Source organism: Kosakonia sp. Marseille-Q7440 (genome assembly GCF_965119485.1).
In genome coordinates this window covers 120322-139808 of sequence record NZ_CBCPLT010000002.1, presented here as the reverse complement: position 1 = coordinate 139808, position 19487 = coordinate 120322, and the positions used below count along the sequence as shown (strand labels likewise).

General features: G+C 54.6%; 17 protein-coding genes. 5 read left to right on the top strand and 12 right to left on the bottom strand.

Annotation, left to right across the window (positions count from 1 at the left end):
- Nucleotides 1-38: 38 nt before the first annotated feature.
- From yieH to ACWPW2_RS14515, 3 genes are read left to right on the top strand one after another with little or no spacing between them, the layout of a single operon-like run.
- A complete protein-coding gene (yieH, locus tag ACWPW2_RS14525; RefSeq protein ID WP_124971165.1) occupies nt 39-704 on the top strand; it encodes a 6-phosphogluconate phosphatase in 666 nt (221 codons plus the stop codon).
- A gap of 25 nt (nt 705-729) precedes the next feature.
- Nucleotides 730-1317, top strand: a complete 588-nt coding sequence (cbrC, locus tag ACWPW2_RS14520) for a PF03691 family colicin E2 tolerance protein CbrC (protein ID WP_042714856.1) — start codon at nt 730-732, stop codon at nt 1315-1317.
- Between the two features lie 27 nt (nt 1318-1344).
- Complete coding sequence (locus tag ACWPW2_RS14515) at nt 1345-2247, top strand: ADP-ribosylglycohydrolase family protein (protein ID WP_279793902.1); 903 nt, start codon at nt 1345-1347, stop codon at nt 2245-2247.
- Between the two features lie 38 nt (nt 2248-2285).
- On the opposite strand, the gene phoU is transcribed toward ACWPW2_RS14515, so the two are convergent.
- From phoU to pstS, 5 genes are all read right to left on the bottom strand, one after another.
- Nucleotides 2286-3011 carry a phosphate signaling complex protein PhoU gene (phoU, locus tag ACWPW2_RS14510; RefSeq protein WP_042714854.1) on the bottom strand — a complete coding sequence of 242 codons (726 nt, stop codon included), beginning with the start codon at nt 3009-3011 and terminating at the stop codon, nt 2286-2288.
- A gap of 68 nt (nt 3012-3079) precedes the next feature.
- A complete protein-coding gene (gene pstB / locus ACWPW2_RS14505; protein WP_042714852.1) occupies nt 3080-3853 on the bottom strand; it encodes a phosphate ABC transporter ATP-binding protein PstB in 774 nt (257 codons plus the stop codon).
- A 46-nt stretch (nt 3854-3899) separates the two neighbouring features.
- Nucleotides 3900-4790 carry a phosphate ABC transporter permease PstA gene (gene pstA / locus ACWPW2_RS14500; RefSeq protein ID WP_076769286.1) on the bottom strand — a complete coding sequence of 297 codons (891 nt, stop codon included), beginning with the start codon at nt 4788-4790 and terminating at the stop codon, nt 3900-3902.
- The gene (pstC, locus tag ACWPW2_RS14495; RefSeq protein ID WP_076769285.1) at nt 4790-5749 is read right to left on the bottom strand and encodes a phosphate ABC transporter permease PstC; all 960 of its coding nucleotides are present in this window, start codon (nt 5747-5749) and stop codon (nt 4790-4792) included. The genes pstA and pstC overlap by 1 nt, the downstream gene beginning before the upstream one ends.
- A 124-nt stretch (nt 5750-5873) precedes the next feature.
- Entirely contained in the window at nt 5874-6914 is a 1041-nt protein-coding gene (gene pstS, locus ACWPW2_RS14490; protein WP_454123796.1) for a phosphate ABC transporter substrate-binding protein PstS, read from the bottom strand.
- A gap of 435 nt (nt 6915-7349) precedes the next feature.
- Between pstS and ACWPW2_RS14485 the strand changes: the two genes are divergently transcribed.
- Nucleotides 7350-7739, top strand: coding sequence for a hypothetical protein (locus tag ACWPW2_RS14485; RefSeq protein WP_454123795.1), 390 nt, complete (start codon nt 7350-7352; stop codon nt 7737-7739).
- Between the two features lie 44 nt (nt 7740-7783).
- Here the strand turns inward: ACWPW2_RS14485 and ACWPW2_RS14480 are convergent, their stop codons facing one another.
- The 4 genes from ACWPW2_RS14480 to glmU all read right to left on the bottom strand — a co-directional run bounded on the left by ACWPW2_RS14480 (nt 7784) and on the right by glmU (nt 13944).
- The gene (locus ACWPW2_RS14480) at nt 7784-8131 is read right to left on the bottom strand and encodes a hypothetical protein (RefSeq protein WP_042714846.1); all 348 of its coding nucleotides are present in this window, start codon (nt 8129-8131) and stop codon (nt 7784-7786) included.
- A 10-nt stretch (nt 8132-8141) separates the two neighbouring features.
- On the bottom strand, nt 8142-10403 hold the full coding sequence (locus ACWPW2_RS14475; protein ID WP_279793899.1) for a type VI secretion system Vgr family protein: 2262 nt from the start codon (nt 10401-10403) through the stop codon (nt 8142-8144).
- Between the two features lie 97 nt (nt 10404-10500).
- On the bottom strand, nt 10501-12330 hold the full coding sequence (glmS, locus tag ACWPW2_RS14470) for a glutamine--fructose-6-phosphate transaminase (isomerizing) (protein ID WP_454123792.1): 1830 nt from the start codon (nt 12328-12330) through the stop codon (nt 10501-10503).
- Nucleotides 12331-12573: 243 nt separating this feature from the next.
- On the bottom strand, nt 12574-13944 hold the full coding sequence (gene glmU, locus ACWPW2_RS14465) for a bifunctional UDP-N-acetylglucosamine diphosphorylase/glucosamine-1-phosphate N-acetyltransferase GlmU (RefSeq protein ID WP_454123790.1): 1371 nt from the start codon (nt 13942-13944) through the stop codon (nt 12574-12576).
- A 343-nt stretch (nt 13945-14287) separates the two neighbouring features.
- Here glmU and ACWPW2_RS14460 point away from each other — a divergent pair, with 343 nt between their 5' ends.
- On the top strand, nt 14288-16393 hold the full coding sequence (locus ACWPW2_RS14460) for a right-handed parallel beta-helix repeat-containing protein (RefSeq protein ID WP_454123788.1): 2106 nt from the start codon (nt 14288-14290) through the stop codon (nt 16391-16393).
- 334 nt (nt 16394-16727) lie between these two features.
- Here the strand turns inward: ACWPW2_RS14460 and ACWPW2_RS14455 are convergent, their stop codons facing one another.
- The 3 genes from ACWPW2_RS14455 to atpG are packed head-to-tail and all read right to left on the bottom strand — an operon-like array spanning nt 16728 to nt 19440.
- Nucleotides 16728-17147, bottom strand: coding sequence for a F0F1 ATP synthase subunit epsilon (locus tag ACWPW2_RS14455; protein WP_042714842.1), 420 nt, complete (start codon nt 17145-17147; stop codon nt 16728-16730).
- A 20-nt stretch (nt 17148-17167) separates the two neighbouring features.
- On the bottom strand, nt 17168-18550 hold the full coding sequence (gene atpD, locus ACWPW2_RS14450) for a F0F1 ATP synthase subunit beta (RefSeq protein WP_124971070.1): 1383 nt from the start codon (nt 18548-18550) through the stop codon (nt 17168-17170).
- A 26-nt stretch (nt 18551-18576) separates the two neighbouring features.
- Nucleotides 18577-19440 (bottom strand): F0F1 ATP synthase subunit gamma, encoded by an 864-nt coding sequence (gene atpG, locus ACWPW2_RS14445; protein ID WP_124971067.1) that lies wholly within the window; start codon nt 19438-19440, stop codon nt 18577-18579.
- Between the last annotated feature and the right edge of the window lie 47 nt (nt 19441-19487).

Below are 19487 nucleotides of genomic sequence, written 5' to 3'. Positions count from 1 at the left end.
GTTAAGTAATCGTTAAACTTGTAATCACAGGAAATGGCATGTCCCACATTGAAGCGATCTTTTTCGACTGTGACGGCACCCTGGTCGATAGCGAAGTGATCTGTTCCCGCGCATACGTCCATATGTTTCAAACCGTTGGCATCACGCTGGACCTTGAAGAGGTCTTTAAGCGTTTCAAGGGCATGAAGCTGTATGAAATTATTGATGTTATCGGCGAGGAACATGGTAAAACGCTGGATAAAGCTACTCTTGAGCCGGTTTATCGCGCCGAAGTGGCGCGGCTGTTCGACAGCGAGCTGGAGGTGATTCCGGGTGCCAGTGCTCTGCTTGATGCCGTTAGCGTACCCATGTGCGTGGTCTCTAACGGGCCGGTGAGCAAAATGCAACACTCATTAGGTAAACTTGGGATGTTGCACCACTTTCCGGAAAAACTGTTTAGTGGCTATGACATCCAGCGCTGGAAGCCCGATCCAGCGTTAATGTACCATGCAGCAGAGGTACTCGATGTCTCGCCGGAAAAGTGCATTCTGGTGGATGATTCCGCCGCCGGAGCGCAATCTGGCATTGCGGCAGGGATGGAAGTGTTTTACTTCTGCGCCGATCCGCATAACGTACCTATCGATCACCCAAAAGTGACGACATTTACTGACTTAGCACAGCTGCCAGCATTGTGGCGTGCTCGCGGGTGGTCTGTTACGCGCTAACTTACCTACAAAACAGGATGTTTTTATGGACCAGAATAATCGCCCTCTCCCGGTATTCAAATACCATCCACAACCCCTGGAAACGGGCGTCTTCTCTGAAGGCAAAACCGTGACCTGCGCCTGTTGTTCACAGCCAACAGACGTCTACTACACCAACCCGTTCTTTACTGCTGAAGATGTCGATACGCTCTGCCCCTGGTGCATTGCGGATGGCTCAGCAGCAGAGAAATTCAACGGCACATTTCAGGATGATTGCAGCCTTGAAGGTGTAGAAGGGGAGTTTGACGATGAGGGCGAATTTACCGGTTTTAGCAGTTCGTGGCCGGAAGCTACCGTTGCTGAGTTGACGCAACGCACCCCAGGCTATTGCGGTTGGCAGCAGGAACACTGGCTGGCGCACTGCAATGATTTCTGCGCCTTTATCGGTTACGTCGGCTGGAAAGAGATAGCCGACAAGCTGGATCAGTTTGCCGATCTGGATGCCGATTGCCGGGCGTTTGGTATGGATATCAATAAACTACAGGAGTATCTGCGCGACGGCGGCGACTGTCAGGGCTACCTCTTCCGCTGCCTCCACTGTGGGAAGCTGCGTTTGTGGGCAGACTTCTCCTGACGACTTGCCCGAAATAAGGAATAAAAGATGTCGGATTTACTTGCGCGTTATCAGGGGTCTCTTCTCGGCCTCGCGGCCGGAGATGCGGTTGGCACAACGGTAGAGTTCAGTCCCAGAGAGAGCTTTACCCCGGTCACCGATATGGTCGGCGGCGGCCCGTTTCATTTAAAAGCCGGGCAGTGGACGGATGACACCTCAATGGCGCTCTGCCTCGCGCATAGCCTGATCGCCTGTAAAGGATTTGATGCGACCGATCAGATGAACCGCTATCTGAACTGGTGGAAGTGGGGCTATTTAAGCTCCACGGGCAGCTGTTTTGATATCGGGATGACCGTCTCATCCGCGCTGCGGCGCTTTACGCTCAACGGCGAACCCTTTGCCGGCTCGAGCGATCCGAACACGGCGGGCAACGGTTCATTGATGCGGCTTGCGCCGGTGGTGCTCTGGTACTATCCGGATGTGCCAAAGGCGCTGGAGTATGCCGAAGCGTCATCGCGAACGACGCACGCCGCGCCAGAAGCACTGGCCAGCTGCCGTCTGTTCGCGCAGATGCTCATCAATGCGCTGCAGGGCAAAAGTAAATCCGACACGCTGACAGATATTGCGCAGCTGCCGGAACAGGCTAATCTGCGCCAGATCGCCGAAGGGCATTACCGGCAGAAATCGCGTGCAGAGGTGTTCGGCACCGGTTACTGCGTGCAAAGCCTGGAGGCGGCGCTGTGGTGCTTCGCTCACGGGGAGAGTTTCGAAGAGACGATCCTGCTGGCGACCAACCTTGGCGACGATGCGGATACCACTGCGGCGATTGCCGGGCAGCTGGCTGGTGCCTGGTACGGCGTGGAGGGGATCCCGCATCGCTGGCGGGAGAAGCTGTGGCAATGCGATGAGATCGCAACGCTTGCCGGTCAGTTACTCACTAAGTCAGCGTGAAGCAAAACCCCCTCATCAAGAGGGGGTTTTTATTGCGCTTACTCTTTCGGATCTTTTCCGGCGAGCAGCTTGTCCAGCTCGTCGCCGCCAACGTGGCGGAAATCCTGGCCTTTAACGAAGTAGAAGATGTACTCGCAGATGTTCTGGCAGCGGTCGCCGATACGCTCGATAGAGCGGGCGCAGAAGAGGGCGGTCAACACGCTCGGAATGGTGCGGGAGTCCTCCATCATGTAGGTCATCAGCTGACGCACAATGCCTTCATACTCCTGATCCACCTTCTTATCTTCGCGATAGACTCGCACCGCTTCGTCAATGTCCATCCGCGCAAAGGCGTCGAGCACGTCGTGCAGCATCTGCACGGTGTGACGGCCTAACGACTCGAGGCTGACGAGCAGCGGCTGGTGCTGCTGGGAGAACTTCTCCAGCGCCGTGCGGCAGATTTTATCCGCCACGTCACCAATACGCTCCAGCTCGGCGATGGTTTTGATGATCGCCATCACCAGGCGTAAATCGCTCGCCGTCGGCTGACGCTTGGCGATAATGCGCACGCAGGCTTCATCGATGGCGACTTCCATCATATTGACCTGCTTATCCCCTTCAACAACGCGCTTTGCCAGCTCGCTGTCCTGGTTATGCATCGCGGTGATCGCATCCGAGAGCTGCTGCTCTACCATTCCACCCATCGTCATGACCTGAGTGCGAATACTTTCCAGCTCAGCGTTAAACTGCCCGGAAATATGTTTGTTAAGGTTCAGATTGTCCATGGTGCACTCCAAATGCCCGACAAATTTCACGTGGTAACGAGGTGGCTGCCACCTCTGTGGTTCGGCAATCAGCCGTAGCGCCCGGTAATGTAATCTTCCGTTTGCTTCTTCGCAGGCTTGGTGAACAGATCGTCTGTATTGCTGAACTCAATCAACTCACCGAGATACATAAACGCAGTGTGATCGGAACAACGCGCCGCCTGCTGCATGTTGTGCGTCACGATAACCACGGTGTAATCCTGCTTAAGCTCGGTGATCAGCTCTTCGATACGGCCGGTTGAGATCGGATCCAGCGCCGAGCAAGGCTCATCCAGCAGCAGCACTTCCGGGCGAATAGCAATGCCGCGCGCGATGCAGAGACGCTGCTGCTGGCCGCCGGAGAGAGAGTAGCCGCTCTGGTGCAATTTATCCTTGGTTTCATTCCACAATGCGGCCTTGGTCAAGGCCCACTGCACGCGCTCGTCCATATCGGGGCGCGAAAGCTTTTCAAACAGACGCACGCCAAAGGCGATGTTGTCGTAAATCGACATCGGGAACGGCGTCGGTTTCTGGAACACCATGCCCACTTTCGCGCGCAGCAGAGCGATATCCTGGGTATTGGTGAGAATGTTGTCGCCATCCAGCAGGATTTCGCCTTCGGCGCGCTGCTCAGGATAGAGCTCATACATTTTGTTAAAGGTGCGCAGCAGCGTGGATTTCCCGCAGCCAGACGGCCCGATAAACGCCGTCACCTGATTTTTGGCAATATCCAGGCTGATGTTTTTCAGTGCATGGAATTTGCCGTAATAGAAGTTCAAATCACGAACCTGAATCTTGCCCGGCGTAGTATCAACCATACTCATTTATCTCTTTCCTCAACTCGACGCCGCCTTCGCCGCGTCGCAAAAATTAACCGTGTCGATTCTTGGCGAAGACAACGCGCGCCAGAATGTTCAACAGCAGTACGCAGAGCGTGATAATCAGCACCCCGGCCCAGGCCAGCTGCTGCCATTCGGCAAACGGGCTCATGGCGAATTTGAAAATCGTCACCGGCAGGTTAGCAATAGGCTGCATCATGTCGGTGCTCCAGAACTGGTTAGAGAGCGCCGTAAAGAGCAGCGGTGCCGTTTCACCGGCGATACGCGCTATCGCCAGCAGTACGCCGGTCATGATGCCGGAGACAGAGGCTTTCAGCGTAATCGCGGAGATCATCTTCCACTTCGGCGTGCCCAGCGCGTAAGCCGCTTCACGCAGGCTATCCGGCACCAGTTTCAGCATGTTTTCCGTGGTACGAATGACAATCGGCACCTGCAGCAGCGCCAGCGCAATCACGCCTGCCCAGCCGGAGAAGTGCTGCATCTGCGCCACCACGATGGTGTAGACGAACAGGCCGACCACGATAGAGGGCGCGGAGAGCAAGATGTCGTTGATAAAACGGATAATCTCGGCGAGCCAGGATTTACGGCCATACTCTGCCAGGTAGATCCCCGCCATAATGCCCAGCGGTGTACCGATTACCGTCGCCCACAGGATCAGCAGGCCACTGCCCGCCAGGGCGTTCGCCAGACCACCGCCCGCGGTGTTTGGCGGCGGGGTCGATTCGGTAAACAGCGCCAGCGACATACCGTCGATACCGCGCGTCACGGTAGAGAAGAGGATCCACACTAGCCAGAAGAGGCCAAACACCATGGTCGCCATTGAGAGCGTCAGGGCGATGCGGTTTTTCAACCGGCGGCGCGCCTGCATTTTGCGACGGGATTCAGCCAGCTCTGCGGTGTGCTGCATTTCAAGCGTAGCCATCAGCGTGCCCCCTCGTTTTTCGCCAGGCGCAGGATCATAAATTTCGAGATCGCCAGCACGATAAAGGTGATGACAAACAGAATCAGCCCCAGCTCCATCAGCGCCGCAACGTGCAGGCCCGATTCCGCTTCGGCAAACTCATTCGCCAGCGCAGAGGTAATGCTGTTGCCCGGCATATAGAGCGAGGCGCTGTCGAGCTGGTAGGTGTTGCCGATGATAAAGGTCACCGCCATGGTTTCACCCAGCGCGCGGCCGAGACCGAGCATGACGCCGCCTATCACCCCGTTTTTGGTAAACGGCAGCACGATGCGCCAGATCACCTCCCAGGTGGTGCAGCCGATGCCGTAAGCCGACTCTTTCATCATCACCGGGGTCTGTTCAAAGACATCGCGCATCACCGCCGCAATGTAGGGGATGATCATAATCGCGAGGATCACCCCGGCGGCGAGAATACCAATGCCGAACGCCGGGCCGGAGAAGAGGGCGCCGACAAACGGAATGTTGGAGAGCACATTGCCGACCGGCTCCTGGAAGTAGGTCGCGAACAGCGGGGCGAAGATAAACAGCCCCCACATGCCGTAAACGATACTCGGGATCGCCGCCAGCAGTTCAATGGCGATACCCAGCGGGCGCTTCAGCCAGCCGGGCGAGAGTTCCGTCAGGAACAGCGCGATACCGAAGCTCACCGGCACGGCGATCAGCAGTGCGATAACAGAGGTCACGATGGTGCCGTAAATGGGCACCAGCGCGCCGTAAATTTCATTCGGCGCATCCCACTCTTTGGTCCACAGGAAGGAGAAACCAAATTTCTGGATGCTGGGCCAGGAGGAGAAAATCAGCGAAACGATGATGCCGCTCAGCAGCAATAGCACAATCAGCGCAGCCAGTCTTACCAGTGCGCTGAAGATCATGTCGCCTTTTTTACCCGGTGGGTTAAATGCCGGCTTGGTTGCAGCCATAAATTACTCTTCAGTTTGACGTCTTACGAAGTTGCCCGCAGGCGCTTGCGCTTACCGGGCCTACAGAGGATCTGTAAGGCGGATGGTGTAAGCGCCATCCGCCATGTTCTTCAAAAATTAGCGATTAGTAAACGGCTTTACCGCTGCTGTCTTTCACGTTGGTTTTCCATGCGGCGCGAACTTGTTCAACAACGCTGCTCGGCAGGGTTGCGTAATCGAGATCGTTAGCCTGTTTGCTGCCGTTTTTGTACGCCCAGTCAAAGAACTTCAGTACTTCAGCGCCCTGCTCAGGTTTCGCCTGCTCTTTGTGTACAAGGATGAAGGTGGTGGAGGTGATTGGCCACACGTCAGCACCTTTCTGGTTGGTCAGGTCCTGGGCGAAGGATTTGCTCCAGTCGATATCTTTTGCCGCGTTAGAGAAGCTCTCTTCGGTCGGGCTAACGGCTTTGCCATCGGCAGACATCAGTTTGGTGTAGGTCAGGTTGTTCTGCTTCGCGTAAGCGTACTCAACGTAACCGATTGAGCCCGGCAGACGCTGAACGAAAGCGGCGATGCCGTCGTTACCTTTACCGCCCAGACCGGTCGGCCAGTTAACGGTAGAGCCAGCACCGACTTTGGATTTCCACTCTTCGTTCACTTTCGCCAGGTAGCTGGTGAAGACGAATGAAGTACCGGAACCGTCAGCGCGGCGAACCACGGCGATGTTCTGTGAAGGCAGTTTCAGGCCCGGGTTGAGTTTGGCGATAGCCGCGTCGTCCCATTTTTTGATTTTGCCGAGGTAGATATCGCCCAGCGTTTTACCGTCGAGAACCAGCTCGCCAGATTTAACGCCCGGTACGTTGATAGCCAGCACAATGCCGCCGATCACAGTCGGGAACTGGAACAGGCCTTCCTGGGAGAGTTTTTCGTCAGACAGCGGTGCATCAGATGCGCCGAAATCAACGGTTTTGGCGGTGATCTGCTTCACGCCACCGGAGGAGCCGATGCCCTGATAGTTGACCTTATTGCCCGTCTCTTTTTGGTAGGTATCAGCCCACTTGGCATACACCGGCGCAGGGAAAGTTGCGCCCGCACCAGTCAGGCTAGCTGCGGCATTTACAGCAAAAGCGCTCAGAGAAAAGGTCGCGGCGACAACAGTTGCGACAGTGGTACGCATAACGTTCATAATGTCTCCTGCAGGAATCGTAAATCGTTGTTTGAGTTGCTACTCGGAGCAAAATAGGACACTTTGATGACAGTTATATGCAACGATTGTTACTGTTTGATGACAGCGGCGGCTTTTCGCAGCACCAATATTTATTAGCTATAAAAATCAAAATATTAAGGTTAGATAACACCTTAACAATTCGCTGATGTTTTATTTTTATGACAATCCAAATGTAGCTGAAAAGGCGAGGCTGCTCGCCCTGACCGAACAAATTTTACGCAAAACCCCCGCCTCTACCACGCGCTTTCCCACGCACTTCGCAATCATCCAATGCTGATTTTTTATCCTTCACCACTACTGAAAAGAGGTAGGAGACAAAGTCTGGTTTTCATATGTATATAGCGGGGTTGAACAGGCGTTGTTAACACCACTGAGTGGACACTAAGGATGAGTATGAACAGAACAATTGTTTTCGCGACAGGATTGCTAACGTTGTTACCCGCTACCTTCAGCCAGGCGGCAGATGAACCCGTATATTTCATGTCTAACCACTATTCGGGCGATACACTGATGACCTATGAACAGGGCTCGTCTGCCCAAGGAAAAACGTATATCTCACCGGCATCCGATCTCAGCGCAAGAACCCTTTCCGAGATCCAGCGCGATTACCCTAAGCAGCAGGGTAAAATTAAGGGCATGGAAAGTGACCTTGAAAAGATGAGCCGCGAAAGGGATGAGCTGAAAAGAAGCAATGACGATCTCAGCCGCAAAGTCGATGATATGCAGCGCAGCATCAGCACCCTTGAGAAACAGCTTGCTGACCTGAGCCAGAAAGTAAAATAAGGTCTAAAGAGGTTGCCGCCTGGCAGCCTCTTTTTCATCCCGCATTACCCCGGGTTCGCCGACGACTCCTGCTTATCAAAAATAAACAGAATATGCTGGTCATCCAGGTACTTAATATCGACCTTCTGCCCTTTCTGCATTTTCGGCGAGTTGAACGCAGCAATGGTCTCTTTCCCCTCGACCGAGCGCGTCACGCTCCCATCATGAATCGCCAGCCGGTAACGGATATTTTGAGTCCCGTTATCATTAGAGCTGATATAGCTCACCTCTTCGATGGTCGCCTGCAGGTCGCGCCCCTGAGTCTGGATGCGGTGATCGCGATTAAACAGGTAAACGATGTAGGCGATCATCCCTACGATAAAGAGGACAGAAAAAGCGATCGCAATCTTCATACTCAATCCCTTACATAAACATCGTTAAGCCATGAACCGACGCCATGACCTGGCCATACTGCATCATCGCTTTGCCAAATGCGACGCGCCCTTCGTGCGAGGCTAAATCAAATGCCGATTTATCGAACTTCAGGCTCGTTAAGCCCACCTTGCTTATCGCTGACAGGGTGAATGAAGAGCCTTCGGTAGCGACCTTGAGGGCGGTGAAATCAAAAGAGAAAAGCGATGCCGTCTCTTTATGATCTTTATATTCAAACGCATGCGGCGTCTTAATATGTACCTTCTCTGCGCTCTCAATGATGATCGTTTTCGGCGAATAGATTTTCGCCCCTTCGGCGACGGTCTGATCCCACCTACCGTTGATGGTGGCCGCGCTATTTCCCTCGATGGTCTGCGTCAGGTGTTGAGAAATCTGCTCTTGACGATCGCCGGTAATAGTCGAGGTGACGCCGCTATCAAAGGTATAGCTCACTAACGCAGTGACATGCTGTGAAGCCGCGCCTTCAATCTCCTCAACGCGTCCCCCTTTGATCGTCACCTTCTCCCCGCCGCTGGTGACGCTCTTCACGCGGCCATTGGTGACCGTCAGCTCTTCGCCATTATTCACCGTGCGCGTGTCCTTCTGCTCCACCAGCGTGGTGCGGGTAGCGTGGTATGTAAAATCCGCTTTTTTCGTCACCTCATCAGCAAGCTCACCCGACACCGTCAGGCTTCTGTTGCCGCCAATGGTGATCGCCTGGTTGTTCTCAACGGAGATATTCATATCCTTTTCGGCATGCATATCGACCCGCTCAACGCCGAGCTTATCTTCAAAGAGCAAATAGCTGGCGTTGTCACAGCTGCCAGTTTTCGAGCGCGTCATAAACCCCATTACCGTGGCGGCAGCGGGTAGCGCCCATGGAGGCATATTGGCATCGTTGTAGACGCGCCCGGTGACGATGGGCCGGTCGGGATCGCCATTAATAAAATCAATCACCACCTCATCGCCGACGCGCGGGATCTGCACGCCGCCGAATCCCTGGCCCGCCCACGCGCTGGAGACACGCACCCAGCAGGAGCTGGTTTCATCACTCTTGCCGAGCCGATCCCAGTGGAATTTCACCTTGATACGGCCATATTTATCGGTCCATATCGTCTCCCCGGCGGGGCCAACAACGCGGGCAGTCTGCGGACCATAGGTGCGAGGCCAGGCGGTTCGCTGCTCCGGCCGCCAGACCAGCGACGCAGGAATAACGCTGAAGTTTATCAACCGCGAGCTGGCACCCTCATCACCGCTGGCATAGCGGTTCTCTTCAATGTGCAGTACGGTTTTTGTCACCAGATAACGCCCGTTATCCTGCGCAAACGGCGCATGGGTTAACTGGAAGGTATGACCGGCCGCAATGCCGCTTGCGGTGGCGGTGGCGGAAATCTGTTGATGATCAACCTGCCAGCGCTCCTGTTTGATGCGGGCATAATATTCGCCGTCATTTTGCTCAACAAAGCGACCGGGCCATTCGTAAACATCGATCTGGCCGGGAGAGGGCGAGGCGGGATTCTGCCGCGCCTGGAACAGCCAGGCGTTGGGCTTACGAAAATCATAATCTTCGGTACTAAAAAGCCCTGGCGTGACGCGATCGTGCAGCGACCATTGGCTGATGCCTTCAAAATCAGCCACGCCGCCTGCGGCGGTTTGAATATAGGGGATCACCTCATAACCTGGCGCAGAGGGAAAAGCGGTACCGGCATCCGCCAGCACCAGCGTGTGGCTATCCGGCTGGTGGCGGAAATACCAGCTGATCCCCTCCAGCTCCATCAGCCGGCAGATGAAGTCCAGGCTGCTCTCCTGGTACTGCACGCAATATTCCCACACCCGGTAACTTTGCGTCAGCTGATCGTCTACTTTGACGCCCTGTTCGGACAACATCGTCTGCACAATCTGCGGGATGGTTTGCGCCTGAAAGATACGCATATCGCGCGCCAGCCGCATTGGCCAGAGGTCGGACTCAACGCTGAGCTGATAGGCGGCGTAACGCTCACCGGATAGCTCGACGGAAGAGACGGCAACGCTGGTCACCCTGCCATTGATATAACGCCTTACCGCGCCGCCTTGCGCAGGAATATCAATAGTGATGGGCTGCCCGAGGATCTGACTTCGGTCGATGCGGGCATCTTCGCCCAATAGCGTAAGTGCATATTCAAAAGGCTCAGAGAGCGATTCACTGCCGGACATTTTCCAGAAAAGCAGGTCAGGCGCGGCAGCCAGGTTAACCGTGATACGAATTTGAGACATAAAAAAATCCGGTATGCTTTTTTAAGGAGCATATCCGGACTTATTTACACTACGGTTAACGTCACCCTCCCGATGGGCAGATGACGTTAGTTTAGGATTATTCCACCGTTACCGATTTTGCCAGGTTGCGCGGCTGGTCAACGTCGGTGCCTTTAATCAGCGCAACGTGATAGGCCAGCAATTGCAGCGGCACGGTGTAGAAGATCGGTGCAATCGTCTCTTCTACGTGCGGCATATCAATGATGTGCATGTTGTCGCTGCTGGTGAAACCGGCATCCTGATCGGCGAAGACATACAGCACGCCACCGCGGGCGCGCACTTCTTCGATGTTGGATTTCAGTTTTTCCAGTAGTTCGTTGTTCGGTGCAACCACGATAACCGGCATATCGGCGTCAATCAGCGCCAGCGGGCCATGTTTCAGCTCGCCTGCGGCGTAGGCTTCGGCGTGAATATAGGAGATCTCTTTCAGCTTCAGCGCGCCTTCCAGCGCGATCGGGTACTGATCGCCGCGGCCGAGGAACAGCGCGTGATGCTTGTCAGAGAAATCCTCTGCCAGCGCTTCAATGCGTTTATCCTGCGACAGCATCTGCTCAATGCGGTTCGGCAACGCCTGCAAGCCGTGCACGATATCGTGCTCAATCGATGCATCCTGTCCTTTCAGGCGGCTCAGTTTCGCCACCAGCATCAGCAGCACCGTTAACTGGGTGGTGAAGGCTTTGGTTGAAGCAACACCGATTTCGGTACCGGCTTTGGTCATCATCGCCAGATCCGATTCACGCACTAGCGAAGAGCCCGGCACGTTACAGATTGCCAGTGACCCCAGGTAACCCAGATCTTTCGACAGACGCAGCGCTGCCAGCGTATCGGCCGTCTCACCGGACTGCGAAAGGGTGATCATCAGGCTGTTGCGACGCACGGCGGATTTGCGGTAGCGGAACTCTGAGGCAATCTCCACATCGCACGGCACGCCGGCCAGCGATTCAAACCAGTAGCGTGACACCATACCGGAGTTGTAAGAGGTACCGCAGGCGACGATCTGGATATGTTCGACTTTCGACAGCATCTCGTTCGCGTTCGGTCCCAGCTCGCTGAGATCGACTTCACCATGGCTGATGCGACCCGTCAGGGTATTTTTGATAGCGTTCGGCTGCTCGTAGATCTCTTTCTGCATATAGTGGCGATAGATACCTTTATCGCCCGCGTCGTACTGCAGACTGGATTCGATATCCGGGCGTTTGGTTTCCACACCTGATTTATCAAATATCGTCACGCTACGGCGGGTCACTTCCGCAATATCACCCTCTTCGAGGAAGATAAAACGACGGGTAACCGGCAGCAGAGCCAGCTGGTCAGAAGCGATAAAGTTTTCGCCCATGCCGAGACCGATAACCAGCGGGCTGCCGGAGCGCGCGGCCAGCAGAGTCTCAGGATTACGGGTATCCATAATCACCGTGCCGTAGGCACCGCGTAACTGCGGGATGGTGCGCAGTACCGCTTCACGCAGCGTACCGCCCTGTTCCAGCTCCCAGTGCACCAGGTGAGCAATCACTTCGGTGTCGGTTTCGGAGACAAACACATACCCGCGCGCTTTCAGCTCTTCGCGCAGCGGTTCATGGTTTTCGATAATGCCGTTATGCACGACAACGATATGTTCAGAAACGTGCGGATGCGCGTTTCCTTCCGACGGTTCGCCATGGGTCGCCCAGCGGGTGTGCGCGATACCGGTTCCGCCGTGCAGCGGATGATCTTCCGCCGCCTGCGACAGCATCTGCACTTTACCGAGGCGACGCAGACGGGTCATATGACCTTCGTTGTCGACGACTGCCAGACCGGCAGAGTCATAGCCACGGTATTCGAGGCGACGTAAGCCTTCGAGAAGAATTTCTGCAACATCACGCTGCGCGACTGCGCCTACAATTCCACACATAGTTTTTGATTCCGATTTTGGCATTATGCCTTTTGTTGTCGGTCAACCTGTTTACACGTCGCGATCGGGCCACCGTTGTGCGGTGCCGCGAATCATTCCGTGTACGTGTCCGTTTTGCGGACGCCCCGAGCCTTGTAGAGAGTGGGGTTATTGTTATAGGTACTGCCTGGCGGGCGGAGGATTATCTTCCTCTCATCCCTGAATCTATGCCGGATAGCGCTGAGCATATCCGGTCTTATTGCTTTACTTCTTTTTCACCGGGCGCTGCCAGCCCTGCTTGTGCACCTGCGGCACACGGCTTAATACCAGCTCGTTTTCGGCGATATCGCGGGTAACGGTGGTACCAGCGGCGATGGTCGCGCCTTTGGCGACCGTCACCGGAGCCACCAGCTGCGTATCGGAGCCGACAAACACATCGTCGCCGATGATGGTTTTGAACTTATTGGCACCGTCGTAGTTGCAGGTAATCACCCCTGCGCCGACGTTAACGTTGTCGCCAATCTCCGCGTCGCCGAGGTAGGTCAGATGACCCGCTTTCGAGCCTTTGCCGAGACGCGCTTTTTTCATCTCGACGAAGTTGCCGACGTGCGCGCCAGCCAGCAGCTCTGCGCCCGGACGTAAACGCGCGAACGGGCCGATGGTGCACTCCACGTCGAGGCAGGCATCTTCCACTACGCTGTAGGGGCTGATCTCGCAATCATCGCCAATCACGCAGTTCTTCAGGATCACGCCTGCGCCAATCTTCACGCGATTACCCAGCGTAACGTTGCCTTCGATAACAACGTTGGTGTCGATCTCAACATCGCGGCCATGGGAGAGCGTACCGCGTAGATCGAAACGCGCCGGATCGCGCAGCATCACGCCTGCCAGCAGCAGTTTTTCTGCCTGTTCAGCCTGGTACGCGCGCTCGAGACGCGAAAGTTGCAGGCGGTTATTCACCCCTTCCACTTCGCTTAAGCGCTGCGGATGAACGGCGGCAATTTCACGCCCTTCGTGATAAGCCAGGCTGATAATGTCTGTGATGTAGTATTCACCCTGCGCATTATTATTGGTCAGCTTAGCGAGCCAGCGCTTCAGATCCGCGCCGTTGGCGATCAGAATGCCGGTGTTGATCTCATTAATCTGCCGCTGGGCTTCAGTGGCATCTTTCTGCTCAACGATGCCGGTGACCACGCCGTTTTCACGGGTAATGCGGCCATAACCGGTCGGATCGTCGAGTTTAACGGTAAGCAGCCCGATGCCGCCCTGCGGTTTGGCTTCACGCAGGCGCTCGAGCGTCTCGACGGAGATCAGCGGCACATCGCCGTAGAGCATTAAAATATCTTCATCGTCAGCAAAGAAGGGCGCCGCCTGCTGCATGGCGTGACCGGTGCCGAGCTGTTCCGCTTGCAGCACCCAGTTAAGTTTGTCGTCTACGAGGCGCTGTTTAAGCAGTTCGCCACCGTGGCCGTATACGAGATGAACATGATCCGCACCCAATTTCGTAGCAGCATCAATAACATGCTGCACCATCGCTTTACCTGCAAGAGTATGCAGCACTTTGGGAAGATCGGAGTACATGCGTGTGCCTTTGCCAGCTGCAAGGATCACCACGCTCATTTTTGAGTTCAACATATTCGTCCTGACTATTATTTGGGAAAGAAGTTAACCTCTTTCATATTGAAAATACTACATATTTTGTAGCATGAAATGGAGTGCTGGTGAAACGCGCAACATTCCACGCCAGGCGCCCGGTTACGCGCTTTTTATCGGCAGAGTAAAGCAGTTTACCGCCAGAAAGTCGCTCCATTTTTCACTGCTGCTCATTTATACAATGAGTTAGCTGTTATTTTTCATCCTGAATAAAGATCGCACAAAACAAAACGACGTTTTATTAAGCAAAGAGTGTGAGCTATAAAAAAGAAACACCGTTTCATATTGATGATAATCAACGGCAATTATCCATCAGGAGAATAAAATGAATTATAAAATACCTCTGGCCCTCGCGATATGCAGTTCTCTTGTCTGCGCCCCAACCTTTGCTGAACCCACGGCAGAGTGGAAAGCTATAGCTTTCGGCCAGTCGACCGACCTCAATTTCTCCTCAAACGTGCTTGCCGAAAAGATTGGCGTCAATGATGTGACGATTGCGGGTAAAAAGCTGACAACCGAAGCAATCGCCGATCTATCGAAACCCATCACCCTTGAGAGCCGCGGCGGCAAAATTGCCAACGCCCATGATGGCCTCACCTTCTTCTATACAAAGCTGCCGGTCGATAAAAACTTTGTCCTGCAAGCGAATATCACCGTCGATCAGTTTGGCCCGGAAAATGGCGCAAAGCCTGCGGCACAAGAGGGCGCGGGCTTACTGGTGCGCGATGTGATCGGTTCCGCGCGCCAGCAGCCTTTGCAGGAGGGGTATGAAGAGTTTCCTGCCGCTTCCAATATGGTGATGAACGCCATTATGACGCAGGACAAAAAGGATAATTTCCGCGTCAAAATGCAGGCCATCAGCCGGGAAGGCATCACGCAGCCGTGGGGCAACGCCGGCGCGGCGATTGTCAAAACCAGCTATCGGGAAGAGGTCGATCTGCGTAAAACACCGGCTTTCCGGCTTAAGCTTGAGCGCACGGATAGCGGTTTTATCACTAGCTGGGCGCCCGCCGGGAGCGATAGCTGGGTCAGCCAGCAGATCCCACGCGCCGATCTCATTGCGGTACAGGACAAAGCATTTTATTACGTTGGTTTCTTCGCCTCGCGTAACGCGAAAATCACCGTTACCGATGCCTCGTTAACCACCACTGAAGCCCACACAGTTGCTTCTGCGCCCTGGCAGCCACCCGCGTTGCCGGTGGTGGTGCAAATCGCCTCTCCTGCGCAAAGCGGCAGTGAAAAATACCTGCTCCAGGCGCGGGCCAACTACGATGGCAGCTTCAGCGTGCGGGAGAATGAAGTGGTGATCGGTAATGAGAAACCGGTAAAAGCGGGCGAGATGTACACCCTGCCGACGCGGCTGAAGCAAAACACCACTTTTGCGCTCACCTTCATCCCAAAAGCGGAAGGTAAACCCGTGGTTCAACAGATCAAGGTTGAGAAAATCGACCCGGTAGCGCTGACGCTGCATGTTTCGCCGCAGGGTACGGCTGAGGGCGCCGGCACTGCCGCCGCACCGCTGGATATCGCTACGGCAATCCGCTTGCTGCCGCCGGGCGGTAAAATCGTGCTACAGGCTGGCGATTACCCCTATACCGAAATCCCGCTAACGGCGAGCGGTCTGCTCAAACAGCGCAAAACGCTGGAAGCGGAGGGTAAAGTGGTGATCCATGGCCTGCTGCTTGATGCCAGCTACTGGCGTATCAAAGGGATTGAGGTGACGGAGAAGAGCCTGCGCGTGCAGGGGAGCCATAACCTGATTGAAAAGGTGGTTGCCTGGCGTAATGACGATACAGGCATCCAGATCTCCTCCCCGGAGAAGATTGGCCGTGCGCTGTGGGCCAGCGATAACCGGGTAGTCGATTCAGAATCCTGGGGCAATGAAGATGCGGGCAAGATCAACGCCGACGGCTTTGCGGTAAAAATGCGCGTAGGGGAGGGGAACCGGCTGATCCGCTGCTACGCCCATGACAATATTGATGACGGCTTCGACCTGTTTAACAAGATTGAAGATGGTGCCAATGGGGTAGTGGTGATCGAGAATTCAATTGCCCGCAACAATACCAGCAACGGCTTTAAGCTCGGCGGGGAAGGGCAGCCGGTGGCGCATCAGATCCGTAACAGTAAAGCGGTGGGTAACCATCTGGATGGGTTTACCGATAACTTCAACCCAGGCAGGCTGGTGGTAGAGAACAATATTGCGGCTGATAACGAGCGCTTCAATTTTATCTTCCGGCCCAGCCCGTATGGCGACGCTTCAACGCAGGGGGTGTTTCGCGGCAACAAATCGGTGCGCAGCGCGCCGGGTCGCTATGACGATGCGGTGATCGGGAATATTGATAACACTAACTACTTTATCAGGCAGGGAAAGAGCGTGAACAGCGAAGGGAAGGAGCTGGAGAGCGCGGCGGTGGAGGCGGCGCTGAAGTGATAGCCCGATGGCGCTCGCTTCTCCAGGCGGAGTCAGCGCAGCGCCACACGGCATCACAGCAATCAGTGATTGAACGTGCCGAAAGAGACGTTCATGTTGCTGAACATAGCGATAATTTTGTTGATCAGTTTCATGATGGCTTCCTTTTTTGAATTTGGTTATGTGATGTACATCACAGAAAAGGAGTCTACGCCTCGTTGTTAAATCGATCAACATTTTCGTGACATTTATCACAAAATATTAAAACACCTTTTTAGTTTCATTTTTCCTGAAACGCAGCCATAAAAAAAGCCAGCCTGGAGACCAGACTGGCTTTTTAACGTTCAAGCCGGTGTTACATCGCTTTCTTCGTCAACTCGATAACACGCAGTTTCGCGATAGCTTTCGCCAGCTCTGCAGACGCCTGAGCGTAATCCACGTCACCGTGAGAGCCTTTAATGTGCTCTTCTGCTTTACGCTTCGCTTCCAGAGCTCGCGCTTCGTCGAGATCCTGGCCACGAATTGCTGTATCAGCCAGAACGGTCACGCTGCCAGGCTGCACTTCGAGAATGCCGCCGGACAGGTAGATAAACTCTTCATGACCGAACTGTTTAACGATGCGGATCATACCAGGCTTAATGGCGGTGAGCAGCGGTGCGTGACCCGGGAAAACACCCAGTTCACCTTCACTGCCCGTTACCTGGATTTTCTCGACCAGACCAGAGAACATCTGTTGCTCTGCGCTGACGACATCCAGGTGGTAAGTCATTGCCATATCACCCTCCGATTAAGGCGTTAAAGTTTTTTGGCTTTTTCCACGGCTTCGTCGATGGAACCGACCATGTAGAACGCCTGCTCCGGCAGGTGATCGTATTCGCCTTCCATGATGCCTTTAAAGCCACGGATGGTGTCTTTCAGGGAGACGTATTTACCCGGAGAACCGGTGAATACTTCCGCAACGAAGAACGGCTGGGAGAGGAAGCGCTGGATCTTACGAGCGCGAGCAACCACCAGTTTGTCTTCTTCAGACAGCTCATCCATACCGAGGATGGCGATGATGTCTTTCAGTTCCTGATAACGCTGCAGCAGAGACTGTACGCCACGCGCGGTGTCGTAGTGCTCCTGGCCAACGACCAGCGGATCCAGCTGACGGCTGGTGGAATCCAGCGGGTCAACGGCCGGGTAGATACCCAGAGAAGCGATCTGACGGCTCAGTACCACGGTTGCGTCAAGGTGCGCAAAGGTGGTTGCCGGAGACGGGTCAGTCAAGTCATCTGCCGGTACGTATACCGCCTGAACGGAGGTGATAGAACCGGTTTTGGTAGAGGTGATACGTTCCTGCAGAACACCCATCTCTTCCGCCAGCGTCGGCTGGTAACCTACCGCTGAAGGCATACGGCCCAGCAGTGCGGATACTTCAGTACCGGCGAGGGTATAACGGTAGATGTTGTCGACGAACAGCAGAACGTCACGACCTTCGTCACGGAACTTCTCAGCCATGGTCAGGCCGGTCAGTGCAACGCGCAGACGGTTTCCCGGCGGCTCGTTCATCTGGCCGTACACCAGGGATACTTTGTCCAGTACGTTGGAGTCGGTCATTTCGTGGTAGAAGTCGTTACCCTCACGAGTACGTTCACCCACGCCCGCAAACACAGAGTAACCGGAGTGCTCGATCGCGATGTTACGGATCAGCTCCATCATGTTTACGGTTTTACCTACGCCCGCACCACCGAACAGACCGACTTTACCGCCCTTGGCGAACGGACACATCAGGTCGATTACTTTGATGCCGGTTTCCAGCAGTTCCTGAGAGCTGGAGAGCTCTTCATAGGACGGCGCAGAACGGTGGATAGCCCAACGCTCTTCTTCACCGATGTCGCCTTTCATGTCGATCGGCTGACCGAGCACGTTCATGATACGACCCAGTGTTGCTTTACCTACCGGGACTTCGATCGGGTGCTGGAGGTCTGTTACTTGCAGACCACGACGCAGACCGTCGGAAGAACCCATGGCGATGGTACGTACGATACCGCCGCCGAGCTGCTGCTGAACTTCCAGCACCAGCGTCTCGTTACCATTCTGAACCTCAAGAGCATCGTACACGCGCGGTACGGCATCCTGAGGGAATTCGACGTCAACCACGGCGCCGATTACCTGGACAATTTTTCCAGTAGCCATCATGAATCCTCTACGAATTAACCTGGTTATACCGCGGATGCACCACCGACGATCTCGGTGAGTTCCTGAGTAATGCTGGCCTGACGAGCTTTGTTGTATACCAACTGCAGCTCTTTAATCAGGCTGCCGCCATTGTCGGTCGCGGCTTTCATCGCCACCATACGTGCGGCCTGCTCGCTGGCCAGGTTTTCAACAACACCCTGATAAACCTGAGATTCAACATAACGGCGCAGGAGCGTATCCAGCAGCGCTTTTGGATCGGGTTCATACAGGTAATCCCAGGATTTATGCTTCAACTCTTCATCTTCCGCAGCCGGTAAAGGCAGCAGCTGAGTGATGGTCGGAACCTGAGACATGGTGTTGATAAATTTATTGCTAACAATATAAAGCTTATCCAGACGACCTTCGTCGTAAGCCTGCAGCATGACTTTCACCGGGCCGATCAGTTCTGACAGGGACGGGTTATCACCCATACCGGTCACCTGAGCTACCACGTTGCCACCAACGGAATTGAAGAAAGAGACGCCTTTAGAGCCGATCATCGCGAGTTCGCTCTGAACGCCTTTATCGGACCATGCTTTCATATCCGCCAGCAGTTTTTTGAACAGGTTAATGTTCAAGCCACCGCACAGACCACGGTCGGTCGACACTACCAGGTAGCCCACGCGTTTTACATCGCGCTCTTCCAGGTAGGGGTGCTTATATTCCAGATTACCGTTCGCAAGGTGACCAATCACTTTGCGCATGGTATCTGCATAAGGACGGCTGGACGCCATGCGATCCTGCGATTTACGCATTTTGGAAGCGGCGACCATCTCCATCGCTTTAGTGATCTTTTGCGTGTTCTGGACGCTTGCGATCTTACTACGTATCTCTTTTGCGCCGGCCATGAGCTTCTCCTCAATGCCTTACGGCCTGCCCTAAGACAGGCCGCCAG